20 protein-coding genes are annotated in these 19,439 nt (G+C 46.2%); 8 read left to right on the top strand and 12 right to left on the bottom strand.

The window, feature by feature from the left end; translation table 11 throughout:
• Positions 1–20 precede the first annotated feature (20 nt).
• The 6 genes from tagD (at position 21) to B9Y58_RS05505 (ending at position 6,374) form a co-directional block, all read left to right on the top strand.
• Positions 21–431: a glycerol-3-phosphate cytidylyltransferase gene (gene tagD / locus B9Y58_RS05530; RefSeq protein ID WP_073055420.1), complete on the top strand. Its 411-nt coding sequence runs from the start codon at positions 21–23 to the stop codon at positions 429–431.
• On the top strand, positions 410–1,717 hold the full coding sequence (locus tag B9Y58_RS05525; protein WP_073055422.1) for a hypothetical protein: 1,308 nt from the start codon (positions 410–412) through the stop codon (positions 1,715–1,717). The genes tagD and B9Y58_RS05525 overlap by 22 nt, the downstream gene beginning before the upstream one ends.
• 22 nt (positions 1,718–1,739) lie before the next feature.
• The gene (locus B9Y58_RS05520) at positions 1,740–2,930 is read left to right on the top strand and encodes a CDP-glycerol glycerophosphotransferase family protein (RefSeq protein ID WP_073055424.1); all 1,191 of its coding nucleotides are present in this window, start codon (positions 1,740–1,742) and stop codon (positions 2,928–2,930) included.
• Positions 2,927–4,351: an oligosaccharide flippase family protein gene (locus B9Y58_RS05515; protein WP_073055426.1), complete on the top strand. Its 1,425-nt coding sequence runs from the start codon at positions 2,927–2,929 to the stop codon at positions 4,349–4,351. Before B9Y58_RS05520 ends, B9Y58_RS05515 begins: the two co-directional genes overlap by 4 nt.
• A 67-nt stretch (positions 4,352–4,418) precedes the next feature.
• Positions 4,419–5,567 (top strand): CDP-glycerol glycerophosphotransferase family protein, encoded by a 1,149-nt coding sequence (locus tag B9Y58_RS05510; RefSeq protein ID WP_073055511.1) that lies wholly within the window; start codon positions 4,419–4,421, stop codon positions 5,565–5,567.
• 39 nt (positions 5,568–5,606) lie between these two features.
• The gene (locus B9Y58_RS05505; protein WP_073055427.1) at positions 5,607–6,374 is read left to right on the top strand and encodes a WecB/TagA/CpsF family glycosyltransferase; all 768 of its coding nucleotides are present in this window, start codon (positions 5,607–5,609) and stop codon (positions 6,372–6,374) included.
• 13 nt (positions 6,375–6,387) lie between these two features.
• On the opposite strand, the gene B9Y58_RS05500 is transcribed toward B9Y58_RS05505, so the two are convergent.
• From B9Y58_RS05500 to B9Y58_RS05450, 11 genes are all read right to left on the bottom strand, one after another.
• Positions 6,388–6,900 (bottom strand): D-glycero-alpha-D-manno-heptose-1,7-bisphosphate 7-phosphatase, encoded by a 513-nt coding sequence (locus tag B9Y58_RS05500; protein WP_073055429.1) that lies wholly within the window; start codon positions 6,898–6,900, stop codon positions 6,388–6,390.
• Positions 6,901–6,905: 5 nt separating this feature from the next.
• Positions 6,906–7,610, bottom strand: coding sequence for a nucleotidyltransferase family protein (locus B9Y58_RS05495; RefSeq protein ID WP_073055431.1), 705 nt, complete (start codon positions 7,608–7,610; stop codon positions 6,906–6,908).
• Positions 7,611–7,622: 12 nt separating this feature from the next.
• Positions 7,623–8,267: a D-sedoheptulose-7-phosphate isomerase gene (locus B9Y58_RS05490; RefSeq protein ID WP_199220950.1), complete on the bottom strand. Its 645-nt coding sequence runs from the start codon at positions 8,265–8,267 to the stop codon at positions 7,623–7,625.
• A gap of 7 nt (positions 8,268–8,274) precedes the next feature.
• Complete coding sequence (locus tag B9Y58_RS05485; RefSeq protein WP_073055433.1) at positions 8,275–9,330, bottom strand: GHMP family kinase ATP-binding protein; 1,056 nt, start codon at positions 9,328–9,330, stop codon at positions 8,275–8,277.
• A gap of 8 nt (positions 9,331–9,338) precedes the next feature.
• The gene (locus B9Y58_RS05480; RefSeq protein WP_073055435.1) at positions 9,339–10,520 is read right to left on the bottom strand and encodes a Rossmann-fold NAD(P)-binding domain-containing protein; all 1,182 of its coding nucleotides are present in this window, start codon (positions 10,518–10,520) and stop codon (positions 9,339–9,341) included.
• Between the two features lie 3 nt (positions 10,521–10,523).
• The gene (locus B9Y58_RS05475; protein ID WP_073055437.1) at positions 10,524–11,267 is read right to left on the bottom strand and encodes a DUF6564 domain-containing protein; all 744 of its coding nucleotides are present in this window, start codon (positions 11,265–11,267) and stop codon (positions 10,524–10,526) included.
• Positions 11,264–12,262: an NAD-dependent epimerase/dehydratase family protein gene (locus tag B9Y58_RS05470; protein ID WP_073055439.1), complete on the bottom strand. Its 999-nt coding sequence runs from the start codon at positions 12,260–12,262 to the stop codon at positions 11,264–11,266. The genes B9Y58_RS05475 and B9Y58_RS05470 overlap by 4 nt, the downstream gene beginning before the upstream one ends.
• Positions 12,263–12,275: 13 nt before the next feature.
• A complete protein-coding gene (locus tag B9Y58_RS05465; RefSeq protein ID WP_073055440.1) occupies positions 12,276–13,004 on the bottom strand; it encodes a metallophosphoesterase family protein in 729 nt (242 codons plus the stop codon).
• 2 nt (positions 13,005–13,006) lie between these two features.
• Positions 13,007–14,134: a phosphonopyruvate decarboxylase gene (gene aepY, locus B9Y58_RS05460; RefSeq protein ID WP_073055442.1), complete on the bottom strand. Its 1,128-nt coding sequence runs from the start codon at positions 14,132–14,134 to the stop codon at positions 13,007–13,009.
• A 13-nt stretch (positions 14,135–14,147) separates the two neighbouring features.
• Positions 14,148–15,458, bottom strand: coding sequence for a phosphoenolpyruvate mutase (gene aepX, locus B9Y58_RS05455; protein WP_073055444.1), 1,311 nt, complete (start codon positions 15,456–15,458; stop codon positions 14,148–14,150).
• 180 nt (positions 15,459–15,638) lie between these two features.
• Entirely contained in the window at positions 15,639–16,865 is a 1,227-nt protein-coding gene (locus B9Y58_RS05450; protein WP_073055446.1) for a CotH kinase family protein, read from the bottom strand.
• Between the two features lie 164 nt (positions 16,866–17,029).
• Between B9Y58_RS05450 and B9Y58_RS05445 the strand changes: the two genes are divergently transcribed.
• Together B9Y58_RS05445 and B9Y58_RS05440 are read left to right on the top strand one after the other, a co-directional pair.
• Positions 17,030–17,638 (top strand): hypothetical protein, encoded by a 609-nt coding sequence (locus B9Y58_RS05445; protein ID WP_143154662.1) that lies wholly within the window; start codon positions 17,030–17,032, stop codon positions 17,636–17,638.
• A 5-nt stretch (positions 17,639–17,643) separates the two neighbouring features.
• Positions 17,644–18,204, top strand: coding sequence for a 3'-5' exonuclease (locus tag B9Y58_RS05440; RefSeq protein ID WP_073055450.1), 561 nt, complete (start codon positions 17,644–17,646; stop codon positions 18,202–18,204).
• 56 nt (positions 18,205–18,260) lie between these two features.
• Here the strand turns inward: B9Y58_RS05440 and B9Y58_RS05435 are convergent, their stop codons facing one another.
• On the bottom strand, positions 18,261–19,433 hold the full coding sequence (locus B9Y58_RS05435; protein ID WP_083532259.1) for a glycoside hydrolase family 3 N-terminal domain-containing protein: 1,173 nt from the start codon (positions 19,431–19,433) through the stop codon (positions 18,261–18,263).
• Positions 19,434–19,439 lie beyond the last annotated feature (6 nt).

Below are 19,439 nucleotides of genomic sequence, written 5' to 3'. Positions count from 1 at the left end.
TTTTACAGGTAGGTTATAGAATGAAACGAGTTATCACGTACGGCACCTTTGATTTGCTGCATTATGGCCATATCAATTTGCTGAAGCGGGCGAAAGCTTTAGGTGATTATTTGGTTGTTGCTTTGTCGACGGATGAATTTAACTGGAATGAAAAGCGAAAGAAATGCTACTTCAGTTATGAAAAAAGAAAGGCTTTGTTAGAAGCTATTCGCTATGTTGATTTGGTTATACCTGAGGAAAATTGGAATCAAAAAAGAACCGATGTACATGAATATCATATAGATACTTTTGTTATGGGCGATGATTGGGATGGAAAATTTGATTTTTTGAAGGATGAAGGCGTTGACGTAGTTTACTTGCCTAGAACTCCGGAAATTAGCACGACTCAAATCAAACAAGAATTGAAATCATGCGAACAGAAGAATCAGTAGTTTTGTTTGATGGGACGATGAACTATGAAGATCGTTCTCGTGGCTTAGAAAAAAAATTATTGTTTTTATTCGGCTTTTTGGGAACCATGCCAATCATTCAGATTGGTGGTTTTACGATATTCACGTTTCTGCTGTTTTCAGTTGTTCTGTTTAAACTGCTGGTGACTCGAAAGATTAGGGTTCGCAGTGTATGTGTGCCTTATGTGCTAATAGTTATATGCAGCGTTTGTACAGTTGTGTCTTGCTTGACGAGTAATATTCCGGAATGGTGGAAAAATGCTCAGTGGACAGAACTGTTGTGGGATTTTTTCTATTTATTCCTTTTTCTTGCTTATACAGGTCAGCAGAATAGCTCTTTGATAATCAATTATATGAGGGGGGTTTTTGTTGCTGCTGTATTTCAGATGGCTTGGGGGTATTTCCAATTTGTTTCTTATTACTTAGCTCATATCGATATAAACAACATCATATTCGTTAATATTTTGAATATGGTGCCTAATGCCAGCCAGATAATGGAAGAAAATCTAAAAATTAGTGGCATGTGCTGGAATTCTGGTAATTTTGCACCTCTTATGTTGTTGGGCTATTGTCTTAGTGAAAAAATGTGGATGAAGTTGCTCTTTGCCGGAATGTGCTGCATGAGCGGTAGTAGAACGCTCTTTTTGGGATTTGTTGCGGTAGCGGCCTGTGAATTTATTCGAACCGTTTACAATGATTTTTTTCGTTCTCGAGTAAGGATTCGTCGTAAAATGGTACTTTTTGCTGTTGCGATTCTTGCTGTGATCTTTGTGGGGGCACATAATCAGATTGTTGTTGGCAAAGTTCTTGGTGTCCGTGATAGTTTGACTAGTAACGTTTTGGATTCTGAATCAAGTGCACGTCTACATGCGAGGTATTGGACGTCGATTCCGCTTATAACGAAAAACAATTCCTTAGAAAAAAATCTTTTGGGGTTTGGACTGAAATCTAGTGGCTATTCTCAGGTCCTTTATTACGGACAGTATGCTGATAGTAAGTATGCGTGGGTCGTGGAATGTGATTTTATCAATAATTTGTGGAGCCGAGGCTATTTGGGCTTTATTTTGCTTTATTCTTGGTTGTTTTATCATTTTATTAAGGGCGCGAAGATGAATTATAGGTATGGCTTGTTTTTCTTGGGTCTGCTAGTAGAAGGCGTTACCTATAATGTTATGTTCAACTGGTGTTGGGTGTTCCTGTTGTTCTGTATTTTGTATAAAGACGGGCTTCAAAGCTTGCCATGTCTTGATTATTCAAAGAAAAAATAATTGAAAGGAAAAGATTAGTTTTATGGTAATTACAAATAAGTATCTTTGGCTTTTCTATAATTTGCTTAATTATCTACTATATTGTATTTCGAAATTTTCGCCTCGAAAGAAAAACCGCTGGGTATTTGGCTCCTGGTTCGGTAACCAGATTTCGGATAATTCGTTGGCGATGTATAACTTTATCAAGAACAGTAATCCTCAGTTGGAATTGATTTGGCTGGTAAGAAATCCGGAACAATTCAGTTTGGATTGCAAAATTGTTAAGAGAAATTCTATCAAGGGCATGTTTTATGTAGCTACTGCAAGAGTGGCTTTTGTTAATCAGGGATATTTTGACTTATGCTCCTTTAATTTGTTGGCCGGGGCGTATAAAGTGCAATTGTGGCATGGAGTTCCTTGGAAAAGAATCTGTAATGATACTGTAGATTTGCCTAAGAATTTCATGGAGAAATTAACGCAATGGTTTGTTCGAAAGTTAGCCAATTACGACCTCTATATTACGCCTTCTGATAGTTATGCGAAAATAGCTCAATCCGCATTTAATGCGTCGACAGACTCGATTCTTAAGGTCGGGCAACCTCGAAATCAAGTGCTCTTTGATGCCGCCTTTCGTGAAAAATCTAGAAAGGCCTTGCTGGAAGCCTGTGGAATGAATGACGATCACAAGATTGTAGTGTACATGCCGACTTTTAGGGATAAAAAAGCAAAGGCGGAATCCTTTTTTGAACCGTCGTTATGCCAGTCTGTGAATCAATTGGCAAAAACCCTTGATTTTGTCCTTATTGAAAAATCGCATTATCAGGATATTTCCAGAGAAAAAGAGTCGTTACTTTCTAATGAACGAGTTTTCTTATGTCCTAATTTGGATGCGCAAACTTTATTGGCAGGGACAGACGTTTTGATAACGGATTATTCTAGTTGCTTTTTTGATTTCTTGATTTGCGATAGGCCTATTATCCATTTTGCCTACGATTATGAGTACTACAAGAATAAGGATCGGGGCCTATATTACGATATAGAGGATGTTGCTTGTGGAACCGTTGCGACAAATCATGATGAAGTGCTTGCCGCCATTAAGGACAATATTTGCGACCCCAATTTAGAACAGGCGCGTCGCCAAAAAAATCGAAATAAATTCATTGCTTATGAATCGAATGATAGTTGTAAAATAATAATGGATTTCATTTTACAAAAATTGGATAAGAAGGAATGATCGGCGCCCTAAGGAAATACAATTCCTTGTCAATTGAAGCGAAAGCTTCTCTTTGGTACTTATTTTGCAATCTGGTGCAAAAGGGAATTTCTTTTATTGTAATTCCTTTGTATACTCGTCTGTTGACCACTTCGGAATATGGTGCATATACTGTTTTTCAGTCGTGGCGTGATTTGATATTGATATTTGCTACGCTTAATTTGTCTGCAGGTGTGTTTACTCGGGGGCTAGTAAAAAACGATGAGCCGAAAGACAAGTACACCGCTCAAATGCAAGGGTTAAGTTCTGCGATAGCGGCATTGACTTTTTTGATTGTCATGCTGTTCATTGAGCCTTTTCGCAGGCTCACGGGCTTTGATGAAAAACTTATAATAGCTCTGTTTGTTTACTATATATTTAATCCGTCCTTTTTATTTTGGTCGGTGCGTCAGCGAGTGGAAAACAAGTATAAGAGTATGGTCGCGATCACGTTACTCGCCTCTATACTTGTTCCCGCGGTAAGCCTTTTGATGTTCTTCTTGACGAATATTAGGGCTAATGCGCTTATTTACGGCTTTCTTTATGTGCAAATCGCTGTAGGAATGATTTTTTTTGTAAAACAGTTCGTTGATGGCCGTGCGTTTTTCTCGAAAATAGTTTGGTGGGAAAGTCTTAAATTTAACATTCCTTTGATTCCCCACTATTTATCATTGATTGTTCTTGCTCAGTCGGACAGATTGATGATTGACCATATTTGTGGAACGTCTTTTGCGGGCATTTATAGTTTGACGTACAATATCGGTCAGATTATCCTTATAGTAATTGCTTCCATAAATGGCTCCCTTGTGCCCTGGATGTACAAGAAACTTAAATCGGGCGAATACCATTCCATAGCAGTTACTTCAAATATGTTGTGTGTTCTGTTGGGTCTCATGTCGGCTATAGTCATGCTTCTTGCTCCAGAAGTTGTTCTCATTATGGGTGGCTCGGAGTATATGCCAGCAAAATGGTGTATTCCTCCTGTTGTCATGGGAACGTATTTTACCTTTTGCTATGGTCTGTTTTCAACGGTGGAATTTTACATCGGGAAAACTTCCTATGTGGCTGTCGCCTCTTTTGCTGGCGCCGTGCTTAATGTGGCGTTGAACTTTTTGTTTATTCCCAAATATGGATTTATTGCGGCTGCGTATACAACAGAAGTGTGTTATATGGCGTTTATGGTTCTTCATTATTTCTTTATGAAAAAGATGACGAAAGAAAGGGTTTTCGACATCAAGGGGATGATTGTAATTTGTTCGGTTGTTTTTGCTTCGTCATTATTATTTGCCATTTTGTATGATTACGATTATATTCGTTGGATTGCAGCTGTGTTTGTTTTATTGTTGATCCTGTTTAAGCGTAGAAAGTTTGTGAATATGCTGAAAGGTCTCAAGGCTACTTGACATGGATGTTATAATAGCTTAAATTTGTTCTAATTGGAGAACCGAACTCTGTGAAGTGAGGAAAATAATGGTTAAAAAGGAAATAACTTTTGTATACTTAGATACTGTTCAGAAACAAGTATATGAGATGATTGCGGAAGAAGCGAAGAAGAGAGGGTACAAGACTCGTATCACAGATGATAAATTTGCAAAATGTGAAATAGGATGGTATTGCGAACATATCAATCATCCCCAATTCAGTAAATTCTCTGTTATAATGCTCCATGATATCATGCAGCAGTATGGTAATTGGCCGGATATTTGGTTAAGGGAACCGTGGGACAAGTATGATGTTGGTTTTCTTCCGAGTAAGGTTTGGGTGGACAATTGGAACCGATGCTCTCAGCTTTATTACGCAAACCCGAGAAAGGGCGTGTATCTTACTGGGTGGCCTAAGGCAGATAGACTTGCTGAGTATAAAGACGATGCGAAAAGAATAATGTTGGCTGAAAAAGTCGGCCTTGATCCTCAAAAAAGAACGATTCTGTATGCTCCTGCGTGGGAGAACGATCACAAACAAGATGAATTTGTGCAGTCGATGCTCCCATTGGATGTCAATATTCTCATAAAACAGGCTCCGTGGCCGGACTGTTATCCAGAGCAAGTGGCGAACATTAAAGAGATGTATGAGCTTCATAAGGGGAATCCTCGTGTTATACAAATGAATCCGAAAACCAGTATTTTGGATGCAATAATGCTCTCCGATGTTCTTGTGTCAGAGGAATCTAGTACCATGAGCGAATCGGTCATGCTAGGAAAGCCTGCCGTTTCTGTTGACAATTGGCTGATTCCTGATACGACGCCAAGTAGAAAACCTGCTAATGATTATGATTATGTCATCAAGACAACGAAGGAAAAATTGACTGAATGTATCGCGGGAATAATTGCAGATTACGATAAGTACCAAGGCGAGGCTCAGCAGTATTCAAATTCTCATTTTTCGAATATTGGAACTTGTATCCCGAAAATGTTAGATGTCTTAGATGCGGCTATTGCTGGACAGGAATCGCCGCTTAAGCCGTTGAATAGGAGCAAGGCGACTAGGCTAAGTTTGCTAGATTGGCTTAAGCACAAGGATATTACTTTAAGAAGGGAAATAACCTGTAATTATTGTGTTAGATTTTGGTTGCTCCGGAAACTATATAAAATGTATAAGAGAATAAGAGGAAAACAATAGTGTAGGGAGTGCGTCGTTTGAGGAAGATTGTTGGTTGATATGAAAAAAACGTCTGTAATGCTTCTAAATACTCGTATAGATAATTATACGGTTCAGGAATTGTTAGAAAAACTCGATAAAGGGGTTTTGGTAACTCCGAATGTTGATGACATTATGAAGCATCAACGTGATGAAGAATTTCATAGAATGGCGGACCGGGCGGAATTTTCCGTTTGTGATAGCAAAATTGTTTTGCTAGCGGCAAAATTACGAGGAATGTCTTTGAAAGAGTCTATTCCGGGCTCCAGTTTTTTCCCGCAGTATTGCGATTATCATGCCAAGAATGAAAATATTAAGATTTTTTTGCTGGGTGCAAAAGATGGGGTCGGACTTAAGGCGATGGACCGGATTAACACCCGTATCGGCCGCAAAATAATTGTCGGTGCGTATTCACCACCATTTGGGTTTGAAAAGAACGACGGAGAGTGCGAAAAAATTCTTGAAATTTTAAATGCGTCTGAGGCGAATGTGGTGCTTGTCGGTTTGGGAAATCCAAAACAAACCAAGTGGATTTATAAATTCAAAGACCGTTTGCCCAATATCGATGTGTTTATGGCTCTTGGAGCGACGATTGATTTTGAGGCTGGGAATGTTAAACGTGCTCCAGTTTTCTTCCAGAAGTTGGCTCTAGAATGGCTTTATCGATTTGTTCAAGAACCTAAACGTCTTTGGCATCGATATTTTGTTGAGGACATGCCGTTCTTTTTCCTGTTGCTAAAACAGATGCTTGGTTTATACCGCGATCCTTGGAAAAAAACGGAATCGTAATTTAGGCGTGGTTTTACTGTTCAACAAATCTGTATTGTCCGCTTTCTTTCTTTAAGGAATCGATTTTTATTCCTTTGATGCCGCAGTTTTTGGCAAATTCCATGTCGACATCGCCGTCACCCAACATAAGGCATTTTGATGCTTTGACGTCTGGGAAATCCCTTAAAATGTCGTCGAACATTCCTCGGCCTGGCTTGCGTCGAATGTCTTCTTCCGTAAGCGCAGTGCAATAGTATATCTTATCAATGCGACCGCCGGCTTTGCTTATTTCTGCGCACATTTTATTGTGGATGTCCGCTAGGTCGGCTTCCGTGTATTTCCCTTTGCCGATACCTCGTTGGTTGGTAACGATAAAGATATGCTTGAAATGTTTGGCGAATTTGGCCAGGGCCTCTAATGCGCCTGGAATGAATTCAAAATCGGACCATTTACGGACGTAATCGCCAATAATGTGAACATTGATTGTCCCGTCACGGTCCAATAATAATGTGTCATATGGGGCGATATCTATATCGATTAGTTTCATGGAAGTTAGAATAGCGTATTGAATTCTGAATCGGCTTTGTGGTAATCTTCTGGGATGCCAATATCAATGAAATACTTGTCCTGGATGATTCCACCTACGTTTCCTAGTTGGCATTGCTTTTCGAGGACTGCGGTTTCAAAAGAGAATTTTGCGGGTAGTCCGTCGAATATGTTGGATTTGGCTGAGACTAGGTAAATTCCGCCGTTTATAAGACCTTGCTCGCAATGCTTCTTTTCGTTGAATGCTTCAATTGTAGATGTATTCGTATTGAAATTGACTGAACCATAACGGTCAAAATTTCGCATGGGCTTTAGTGCAATGGTAATGGCCTTTTGATTTTGTGCGTGCTGTTTTGCAAGTTCGTTCAAGTCTACATCAAAGAATGTATCACCGTTTAATATGAAGGCGGACTCCTCGTGTACCTTGCCTAGTGCCAATTTAATTCCGCCTCCTGTGCCAAGCGGTTCTTCTTCTATTGCGTATTCAAATTCAAAAGGGAACTCTTTTTTATTTTGGTCAATCCATTTGAAAATCACTTCACGGAGATACCCTACACTCAGGACAACTCGAGAAACGTCGAAACGTGTTAGGTATTTCAGCAAATACCAAAGGAATGGTTTGCCTGCAACAGGTGCCATACATTTGGGAACTTCGCTTACAACGCTGCGGAGCCTGGTTCCAAGCCCTCCTACTAAAATGATGACTTCCATATCAATCCTTGATTAAAAGAAATGTTCTTCCAACATTAGGCAAAGGCAATGATAGATCGGCAGATGTAATTCTTGTATTTTGAATGTTTCCGTTTGGGGAACGCGGATACAGACGTCGGCTATTGCGGACAATTTGCTTTCTTTTTCTCCGGTAAGTCCTATTACCTTTAACCCTTTTGCTTTGGCGACTGTTGCTGCGAATAGAATGTTCTTGCTATTACCAGAAGTTGAAATCCCTAAAAATACATCGCCAGCATTGCCGTATCCATTTAACTGTTGAGCAAAACAGAGTAATGGTTCGCAGTCGTTCATGTAGGCTGTAGTCAATGCGAGGTGGCCATCCAATGCAATGGCGGGAAGTGCTCCTTGAAGAGCTTTCCCGAGAATTGGACCGAGTTCAGCATCGACAGCTGTTAGGGCATTGATAAATTTTTCTGAAGGCTTTCGTGGTTTGACAAAACCTTTCATCAATTCACCGACGATGTGCTCCGAGTCTGCCGCAGAACCGCCGTTGCCTGCGACAAGCATTTTCCTGCAATTTGTGTAAGAGCTTTCAAGAATATGGTATGCGCTTACAATACTTTCCTTGCAGGCGTCTAATTCTGGATAGCGGGAAACAAGTGTTTCCAGATGGCTCATTACGTTACTATTCAGCATGGGAACCTCAATGCTTTAGGGACTCAATATTGTCTGTGTCGTAAATTTTCCAGCCATGAGCACCGCCTTCTGTAAAGTTGAATGGCATTACGAAACCGTCTAATTTTTTGAGTGCGTCAACAACTTCTTTTTTGCGAGTGGGTTCCACGAAAAACATAATGAATCCGCCGCCACCAGCGCCACTGACCTTGCCGGATTTGGCTCCTGCCTTTATTGCGATTTCAAAAGCTTCTTCGATTACAGGGTTTGTAATGGCATTTGCCATCTGCTTCTTGTCTTCCCAATTCTGCCCAAGGACTTTACAGAATGCGTTCATGTCGCCTTTCAATACGGCGAGTTTCATGTCTACGGCACCCTGCTTGATTCGGTGCATTGCTTCGACGGACTTGGTATTGCCTTTTTCGGTATTCTTTTTCTGCTCGTCGATAATCTGTGCAGAAGAACGACTACGACCTGTAAAATAAAGAACGATGGAGGCTTCTAGTTCGTCAAGAATCCAGCGTTTTACCTTGAGAGGATTCACGATGACCACGTCTTGCGGAAGAAATTCCATGTAATTGAATCCGCCGAATGCTGCTGCATATTGGTCTTGCTTTCCTCCGCTCAGTCGAAGGTCTTTTCTTTCGATTTCATAAGCGAGTCGGGCAATTTCATAATCGCCCAAGGGTAACCCGTGCCATTCAACAAAAGCTTTGAGGATGCTGACCACCATTGTCGAAGATGTTCCAAGTCCAGAGCCTGCAGGCGCATCGTTGTAGGTGGTAATTTTGAATGATTTTAGTGGGATGTTAAAATCTTTGACCACGCGGTTGTAGGTTCCCTTGATCAAAGAGGCTTTGTTGTCAATTGGGATGACTTTTGTAAGCGGAAAACTTTCAAAATAGTCGCTGTCGTAGCTCTGTATGGTAATCAACCCGTCGTCAGTTTCTTCAATAGTGGTGTACGCATACAAATTGATTGTTGCGTTTAGGATTAGGCCGCCAAAAATGTCGCTGTAAGGAGACACGTCACTGCCGCCACCGGCAAGGCCAAGTCGAAGAGGTGCTTTGCTACGAATAATCATATATCTTATTATTTCTTCGGTGCAAACGGTTCGATGATGTTCTTGATGATAAAGTCGGCCGTCTTCTCGATATCCTCGAATGCGACACGTTTGGGCAAGTCGACGTTGAAAGCCTTCTTCACCTTCGCGACGAGTTCGTCGGTATAGACGAGCGTGCCGTTTTCCACGTTCTCGATGCCGTCGCAGTAGATGGACTTGCGGTTCGCCGCACGCATGTCATCCATGCTGAAGAGCGACGTATCGAACGAAACTTCCGCCTTCGCACCATCGATGAGTACCGGGTAGCCACCGATTTCGCCATCGACACCGGGCGCATGCACCTTGGTCACCTTCTTTTCGCGGAGAGCCGTCAAGATGGAATTGATGATGTTGAAATTGCTCGAAGCGTTCATCATGTTGCGCTTCTGGTCCACCGGCATCGGGATAGAGCAGGCGGCTAGCACTTCGGCCTGGTCGAACGGCAAGTCCTTGCCGTCCTTCTTGAAGTTCAGGAGCAGCGTCTGGCCTTCGGCGTGACCTTCCTTCGAAATCACCACGTCGTGGAAATGGCTTACCGCAAGCGTCACATCGATATCGTTCAGGTTGTCGATGCCGTACTTTTCGGCCATGAAGAACTTCATGCGCGGAATGAGGTGGTTCAGGTTGCCGCTACCGAAATCGAAGTAGGTCTTGCCGGCGGACTTGAGCCAGGGAATCACCGCGTCGGAATACGAGGTATTGATGGTCACCGCATTGGAGCCAGTCTTCTCGTAAGCGGCCATGATGTTCTTCGCGTAACGGATAGAGAGCGGAGACCAGATGCCGTAGGCACGCAGGTTGCTCCACGAGATGCTTCCGTACTTGAGGCCCGAATACACTCGGCTGCTGTTCACGATAAAGTCGGGATTCGCCTTCTTGATGGTCGCTACGATGCTGTCGACATCGTTCAGGTCGCAGTCACCGAGAATTTCAATCTGGCTGCGCAGTTCACGACGGATTGTCGCTGCCGTGCGGACGATGTTCACGTCCATCTGCATCTTGGCGGCATTGCGGCCCGCAACCACAATTTTCAGTTGCGGGTCACGGAGGCTCACCAAAAAGTCGAGCAGGAACGTACCGACGCTTCCGAGCCCGATAATCATAATCGTAATCGTCTCGTTCTTTTCGACCTTGGACTTGAGCAAGGCAATTTTCTTGTTCAGGATTTCCATATCTTACTCCATAAGTTCGTGGACAATGTTGTAGTCCGCAACGGTGTTGCAGTTGAACCAAGCGTCGAATGTGACTACGTCGTACTCTTCGCGGGAAAGCTTGTTGAAGTACGCTTGGATAATCTCGAGGTTCGTGCCCTGAAGCTGTTTCTCGGTCAGGGAAGCGACGGCCTCGTGCAGTTTTTCTGCCGACTGGAACTTCCACATCTGCGCAGAATTGAATACCGCGAGGAACGGTTCCGGAATCGTGAGCGAAGAATGGTTCGTGTCGTACAGGTAATGCGGGCGGCCATCCGTCGATACGTAAAGCGCCACAGCCTTGTTCGAATAGATGGGTTCACGGTTTATCGTGAGCACGCTCTTCTCGCTATCGTAGACCTTCTTGAAATTTTCTTTCAAGAAAAACAGGTCGCCTTCGACGAAGGTGACATCGCCCAGTTCCTTCACGGCCTCGATGCCCTTGTACAAGCTGTAGCCCGAGCCGTAGTCCTTGAAGTGCTCGTTGTAGACAAGTTCAATCTTGTCGCCGTAGGCTTGGAGGTTTTCTTTCACATATTCTTCGAGTGCGGAATAGAGGTAGCCGCCCACGATGATGTATTTGTCGTATTCGCCGCAGTTTTTGATAAGCTGGTTCAGCAGCGCAAACTTCGGGGAATCCTTGTAATAAAGGCACTTCAGGGTTTCCTTTTCCGTGTCCCTGTTAAAGCGGGTCGCCGTACCGGCAACAGTAATTATCAGGTATTTCATCTTTCGATACTCTTCACACACATTTCGAGGCCTTCGTCAAGCGTAACGATCGGTTTCCAGCGCGTACGCGTACGAATCTTGTCTGTATTGAGTAAGCGACGTTCCGGGTCGGACTTGCGGAAACCTTCAAACCTGATTTTCACGTCATCCATGCCCATCTTCTTCGCGATAAGCTTGGTCAAATCCACAATGGATATTTCCTCATTGGTCGCGACGTTATAGACGGTACCGTCAAGAGCCTCGGGCGATTCCATGAGTTCCATCACGGCGCGGCAGCTGTCGATGTTGTGGAGGAACGTGCGCTTGTTGACCTTCGAGTTTTCGAGCAACGTGACTTCGGGCTTTTCGAGAAGGTTGTTGATGATGTGCGGGATAATGTGGTCGGCAAAACGTTCATGCTTGCTGTACACGTTTGCAAAGCGGATAGAGCAGCCCTTGATTTTGCCCTTGTCCACGGCATCTTTTATGAAAAACTCCGTGAGGAGCTTGCCCACCGCATAGCTCGTGCGCTGGCTGTGTTCCGCCGTAGCCATGACCAGGAAGTCAGATTCGCAAACACCGCCGTTCGCGTTCCACGACTGCATGGAATACACTTCGGAGGTCGAGCAGTTGACGTAGGTGTCGGCACCGAGGGCGATTGCCATTTCGAGGAAGGTCTTCATCGAGATGACGTTCGTCTGGAACGTATGTTCCACTTCGTAGAAATGCTTGGTGTGGACAACCGCAGCACAGTTGATGAAAATCAGGCGGCCGGAATACGATCCCTTGAGGCTCTTCACCTTGTCGGCGATAGAAGCCATGTTTTCGGCATTGTTGATGTCGTATTCGTAAAAGATAAAATCGTCACGGTCAACCAGGTCTTTCACCGTATCGATGGAGCTGGCAAAGAAGTTGTCAAAACCGACAACGATGTTTTCGTCTTTCAACAGTTGGTGCGAAAGTTCACTGCCGGTCATGCCGGTGGCACCACTTATGACATACAGATTTTTCTTCATGTTAAGCCTCTGTTTAAATTCCTAAAGTCAGACGATCCTTGTAGAACACATCTACCTCGTCCGTATAAAGTTCCTGTTCCGCCACGATATCGTACGGGACACAAACATGCTCGTATTCCGTCGTCTCGGTATCGAGAATTCCGAACTGTGCGCAGGGATTGATATTGCGCGGCTGCCCTACGGAACCCGGATTGATAAAAACCGTTTTCTTCTTGTTCCTCGTGCTCGGGGAATCCGCCTTGAAAAGCACCTCGAAGTAATGGCACACATGGGAATGCGCCGTCAGCACGAAATCGAATTCCGCATATTCCTCGCGGGAAAGTTCTGCCGGCGTAAATTTTCCCCAGTACGGGTCGCCCAGGATTCCGTGCACCAGCAGGAACTTCTTGCCGTCGATTTCCAGGGAACAAGTGCCATCGCGATTCATCTTGTTACTGATAAAGTCGATGGATTCCTGCGAAAGGTGCTTTTGTGTGTAATGGAGGATAGCGCGTCCGCGGTCTGTCGCAAAACGGGTCGTGTCGTTGTCCATGACCGCCTTCTCGTGGTTGCCCCAGATTTTTGCGACAAATTGGTCGTCCATATCGCGGACCATGTCCACAATCTCGTTCGGGCGCATGCCGTAATTGACAAGGTCACCCAGCAGCACGAACTTATCGACATGGCGGCGGGCGAGTTCTTCGAGAACGGCCTTCAATGCCGTCACGTTCGCATGGATGTCCGACAGCAGGGCAAGTCGCATTTTTATTTCCTCAGGAACTCCATCAAGGCGTTCTTGTTCTCGATAGGAGTCGTGGTCGGGCGGCCCAAATCCTTGCGGTTGCCCTTCTTCACCTTGACTTCGAGGAGCACGGGACCTTCGATATTGCGCACCTTGCCCAGCGCATCAGCAAGGGATTCCTTGCTGTCGGCCGTCAAGGCATCCTTGTAACCCACGGCTTTCGCAACAGCGGGCAGGTCAATTTTGAGGCCCACCGTCGGCTGGCCACCCACGGAGTCGTGCGCGCCGTTGTTGAATACCACATGCACGTAGTTTGCAGGAGACTTGTTCGCGACAATCGCCATGGAACCCATGTGCATGATGGTCGCGCCGTCGCCATCGAAGCACCAGACCCTGCGATCGTCCTTTTCCATTGCGATGCCGAGCGCAATCTGCGAGGCGTGCCCCATGGAGCCCACCGTAAGGAAGTCACGTTCGTGGCCTTCGCCCTTCTGGGCGCGGTATTCAAAAAGTTCACGGCTGATCATGCCCGTCGTAGAGACAATGACATCCTTTGGCTCGAGCACGGCGGCCACCGTCTGGATGGCTTCTTCGCGGCTCATCGTGAGGTCGTTCTTCTCGACGCTCTGGAGCTTGTAATCCTCGAAGGTGTCCTTCTCGATGACAAGCGCATAGACCTCGCCCGTTTCCTTCATCGTCTTGACGGCCTTCGCAATCTGCTTTGCCGCCTTGTCCTCTTCCTTGCAGAGTACGTCGTAGTTCACGCCCATGGTGTTCAGGATGCCGGTAGTCACCTTGCCCTGCTTCACGTGCTGCGGCTCGTCGTGCACGCCGGGGCGTCCACGCCAGCCAATGAGCAACAGGGCGGGAATGTTGTACACTTCCTTGTCCGTCAGCGAGGCGAGCGGATTGATGATGTTACCTTCGCCGGAATTCTGCATATAGACAACGCCAATCTTTCCTGTAGCGAGGTGATAGCCTGCGGCAAGGCCCACGGCGGCACCTTCGTTCGCGGCAATCACGTTATGCTTGGCATCCTTGTTGTCGGCGATGTAGGCGCAGATGTTCTTGAGCAAAGAATCGGGGACTCCGGCAAAAAAGTCAATGCCGTAGGAGCCGAGCGTGTCAATAAAAAACTTCGGACTGATCATAGGTAAAATACCGTTACTTCTTCATCGTGCCGGGGATGAGGTTCAGAATTTCCTTGATGGGCATGCAGTAGTCGTTCGAGGCTTCAAGGCTGCGGCTGTGCGTCAAAATGGATTCTGCGCACTTGACCATGGCCGGGTATGCAGACCTAAGCATGTGGTTTGCATAGATGACGATGTTGATGCCCCAGGTGGCCAGTTCCTCTTCGGTGAACTGGTTGTAGGTGGTGGGCACGGCTACGATCGGCGTGTGTGCGTCCTTTTCGCGGAAACGCTTGCAGAATTCCTTGATGTCTTCGCCGCTCTTGTCCTTGGAGTGGATCATGATGCCGTCGGTTCCGGCTGCAACATAGGCGTGGCAGCGTTCCAGGGCGTCGTCCACGGACTTGCCCGCAATCAGCGATTCACAGCGGGAAATTACCATGAAGTCTTCGGTGACTTGCGCTTCCTTGCCCGCACGGATTTTGGTGCAGAAACCATCGATGGTGTCCTGCGTCTGGATGGCGTCGGTGCCGAACAGGGAATTCTGTTTCAGGCCCACCTTGTCTTCGATGATGACCGCCGAAATGCCCAAGCGTTCGAGTGTGCGGACAGTGAAACCGAAATGTTCCACCTTTCCGCCCGTATCGCCGTCGAAAATGACCGGTTTGGTCGTCACTTCAAGAGTATCGTTCAGGTCGTGCAGGCGGGTCGTGAGGTCCACTGCCTCGATATCGGGCTTACCCTTGCTGGTAGAATCGGTAAGGGAAGAAGACCACATGCCGTCAAACTCGCGAACGCAACCATCTATTTCAACACTCGTGTGTTCTGCGATAAGGCCGGTCAGGCCGTTGTGCGATTCTAGAATGCGAACAATTGGCTTGGCTGCGATCAGGCGACGCAGTGAAGAAAGGCGTGCTTGCGGCGTGGTTCCCAAAGAATCAATTTCCTTCTTGAGTCCAGAAGAGGTAATTCCCTTGGTGTAGGGAATTTCGATCACTTTGCCGCCCTGAGTTTCCATTACCTTCAGCACCTCGTCGCGGATATATTTATCCGGCCCGTAAAGCCAGTCGTCTCCGTGGATAATGTAGTCGGGCTTGTACTTTTTCAAGTTTTCAACATAGCTCCATTCATCCTGGGGAACAATTTGAGAAACACCCTTGATGTTCTCGATGACGTTCTTGCGCTGTTCGTAGTTCAGGTACGGCAAGCGTCTGTGTGTGGCAATCGCTTTATCCGTGAAAAGTCCAATCATTACGTCGCCGTATTTTGTGCCCTCATTGATAATGTTGATAAGGCCCGGGTGCATGATGTCGCCAATCATTCCTAGGTAAACGGTCTTTGCCATAAAAAATCCTTTGTGTTACGAATATTTTATTTCTCTGAAAACTGAAGATGTCTAATTGTTTTATTGATTTTTCATATAATGTTGTTTTACTCAGAACTTCATGTTAAAATATACATCTGATGGAGTCCTGTTGTCAATGAATATGGGCGGCTAGAGACCGCTGAACCTATTGATATGTTTTCACTCTTCTTGGTCAATCCAGATAAAACGCAGGGCGGTCCAGTTCCTGAGCTCATGCACTGCTTCGTCATAGCTTGAATAGGGCAAGTCCCAGCGTTTAAAGTTGTTTTGCGCGGCTTTTTCCAGCATGGCGCGGTCGTGTTCTATTGTGTCTAGGACAGACAGAAAGACCTTCCTGTGCGATTCCCAAAATTCCTGGACTTTTTGCAAGAAATCGGCATCTTCAAACAGGTATTTGTTCCAGTAACGGTCTCGAATGCCGAATTCCGTGGGCTTGTTGTCGTTTGAATCAGTTTGGCCTCCGAAAGCCTGGTCAAAGTCCCATACGGGGCCCATAAAAATGCGGCTGTCTGTGGACCATGTAAAATAGACGCTGGTGTAAAAATTGGCGTCCAGGTTCTTGGCGAATTCTTGAACCCAGTAATACAAAATGTATTCGTTTACGTCGATCCATCTGTCTAAAGACAAATTCTTGTACTGCTTCATGAGCAGAACGTAAGATTCGAAATTGTTGACAAACGAAATCAGCGTATCCTGGGAAAGCGTGTTGAGTTCCTTGGGGTGATGAATGTTGAGAGCTCTGCCCAGGTTGGTAAGGTAAACGTGGTCGTCTTTGTGGGATTTGGCATCGATTTCGACAAGAAAGGTCGTGCTTGGCGACGGGACCCTGATTCTGTTTTTCCCGATTTTGATTGTTTCGGTGAGTTGGTATACGCCCAGGTATTCTTTGTTCAGGTACAGTTCGACAAATTCACACCGGGGCGAGTAATAAGCGCCTAGCCCGGCCGAAAGCCGGAAGGCGATGTGGTTTTTCATTAAGGTTTTGTCGGCGTGGTTTGCGATGAGTGCCCAATCACGGTCGGCGGGCATTCCAAGCATTTCTTGCTTGTCGACGAATTCAATTTTATAGCCTTTCTTGGGCATGTCCCAGGTGGAATTGCCGCGCCCTCTGATGGTCATGTCTAACACTTCGCTTACGGGGGCGCTTTCGCCCCATACTTGCAGCTTGGCGGGAATTTCGGTTTTGCGGTCTTTGACAGGGCTTTTGTTTTCGGTTTCGATTACGATTCTCGGGATGCCTGCGTAAGGGTATTCCGAATCATTTAGCGGGAGATAATCATTCGTCGAGACGGGCTCTTCTTGCGTTACGAAAACTTCCCCTTCGCTGTTGCTGCATGCGCAAAAGAATAGCGCGGCGATAGCAATAGCGTAAATCGGGAAATTCATACCACTAAAATAAATAAAACAATTTCGGAATATTCAAAAAAAGTGATGTTTTGAGATAGGAATGGAGATTTTTTCTTATTTTTCGCTTTTTTTTGATTCTTTGGGGTCTTTTTTGCTGGTATTCATTTATATTACGCTATGGAGTTTTAGTGTAAGAGGATCCCATGAAGTTTAACGTTTGGGTATGTGGGTCGGTTGGATTTTTATGGGTTGTAGCGATGATTCTGTTGCTTTCGGCGACAGGGGTCTTTGCTGAAGACATGATTGCCACGGCTTCGAACGGTTCAACGGTGATTCTGCACGACAACGGCCGTTGGGAATACCACCAGAACAATTCAAAAATTCGCGATGTGCGCCCGAGTGCCATTCCCGAAGACGCCAAGTTCCAGATAACGGTCCAGTATGAAAGTGCAAACAAAATCAAGAAAGATATTCGCATGATGATGGATGGCGAGTTTGCCACCGAAGAAGAAATCCGTGACAGTTTGCGCAAGGTGCCGAAGGGCGGCATGGTGTATTTTCAGGTGCCCACGAGCCAGATCAAGCCGGGCTACACTCGTGAACTGACGTATTACATTTACGACAAGGGCAAAAAGCCGATTTTCTCGCAGACGGCTCGCGATAGCGAGGCTAAACCCACAGTCGAAAGCAGCAAGGTCTCGAATTTGATGGTCGTGCCGCTTTATGCAAAGCCCAAGTCCAAGGTGCTCAAGGCGAAGGTGGTGAGCGAATCTGCCCGCCAGACTCTGGAGTTTGATATCCCGATAAAGTAACTCCCATGAAGTTTGCAGTTGTAGATCTAGAAACGACGGGGGGGACGGCTGAGGTTGGCCGCATTACCGAGATCGGTATTGTTCTTTTAGATGATTGTGAAGTGGTCAAGACTTATTCGGCGCTGGTGGACCCGGGCATGCCGATTCAGCCGTTTGTGCAGAACCTGACGGGTATTACGGACGAAATGGTTCGCGGCAAGCCGCAGTTCGCGTCTATTGCCGAAGAGGTGGCCGAACTTTTGAAGGACCGAATCTTTGTGGCGCATAATGTGCAGTTCGACAGCAAGTTCATGCGCACTGAACTCAAGCGTTGCTGCATCAAGATCGATCCGCCGAGGCTTTGTACCGTCAAGATAGCGCGCCGGTTTTTCCCGGGGCTTCCGAGCTACAGCTTGCATAAGTTGACGCAGGCGCTGGAACTGCCTGAATTCAATCATCACCGCGCTTTAGATGACGCTCTTGCGGCGGCCGAGATTCTGAAGCTCGCCTACAACAAGGTCGGGCCGGAAAAGATTCTTAAGGAAGTGAAGAACCTCTCAACTCCGAAAAAGGCGAAGGTAGTTTGATGGAATATCGCCATTAGTTAACCCCTTCCTACTTCCTACCGTCTACTGTCTACTTCCTACTTAATTATCCCCGCCTTAAATTTCATCTTAAGTATGCGGGCGGAGGATTCCTCAATTCGTTCGCGGTAGTATTTACTTTGTTTAGAAAGTGCTGCGAGGTAATTCACCATTTCAACCGCTTTTTGCGGATATGTAATCATGAACATGTCGTTGCCGGCCATCAAGGCGGTACGCACGAGTTTCCTAAAATCCTTGGCGGGATAGTTCTTGCTGCGCACGCGTTCGTTGCCGCTAATCCAGGCGCGTAGGCTGACGCCCCACAGGTCGTCGGTAAGGATGACTGTTTCAGGTGACATGTCGCGGGCCATTTTCACGATTTTCGGTTCGAATACGGCAGGGCGGCTTGAAATGCGTACGAAGCTCACGCTGCTCATCATGGTTACGGGAATGTCGCTGGCGAGTGTCTTGAAAAATTCCACGTTCTTCGCCACTTTAGCCTTGGGTGTTGAACTCACGGCAATTTGGTGGTCGCTGTTGGTCCAGGAATCGTAACCGGGGAAATGCTTCGATACACAGGCCACGTTGCTTTCGCGCATGCCTTGCACAAAGGCGCGGACCTTGGTCGCATTCGTGGTGTCTTCGCCCCAAGAACGCTTGGATTCTTCCATAAAGGAATGCTTGCCGCGGCTGTCTTTGGCGGGGTCGAGCACGGGCGCCAAATTCAGGTTGATTCCTACGCTATCGAGGACGGCGCCGATTTCTTTTGCCAGAGTGCGGATGGAATCTTCGCTCATGTTGCGCATTTGCTTGGCGCTGGGGGTATGCTCCCAGCGCGGGGCCACGACCGAGATTCGGTTTACGAGGCCGCCTTCCTGGTCAGCAGCCACCAGCGGCTTGATTCGCATGGAATCGTTCACGGTGCGGATGTTTTCGGTGAACTTGTCCAGGTTCTTCAGGTGATTTTTCATCACCAGGTATCCGCCGAATTCGTGCTCCAGCATGAACGATGCGGGCGTCATGTAGACCATCACCATCTGCGCCGCTTTCTGCTTGATAGAGAGCGAATCCCATAACGGCATAAGCTCGCGGGGGAGCCCGTAAGGTGTTTCGACTTCTATCGATTCCGTGAGCGAGTTCAGCGGGACAAACCTGTATTCAGGCAGAGAATCCTCTGCCTGCAAAAAGGCGAATGCCGCAAGAAAAATGGTGACTGCTCTTTTTAGGTGCATGCCGCG

This window comes from Fibrobacter sp. UWB15 (genome assembly GCF_900177705.1).
Taxonomy (GTDB): domain Bacteria; phylum Fibrobacterota; class Fibrobacteria; order Fibrobacterales; family Fibrobacteraceae; genus Fibrobacter.
This window is presented reverse-complemented; position numbering and strand designations above follow the sequence as displayed.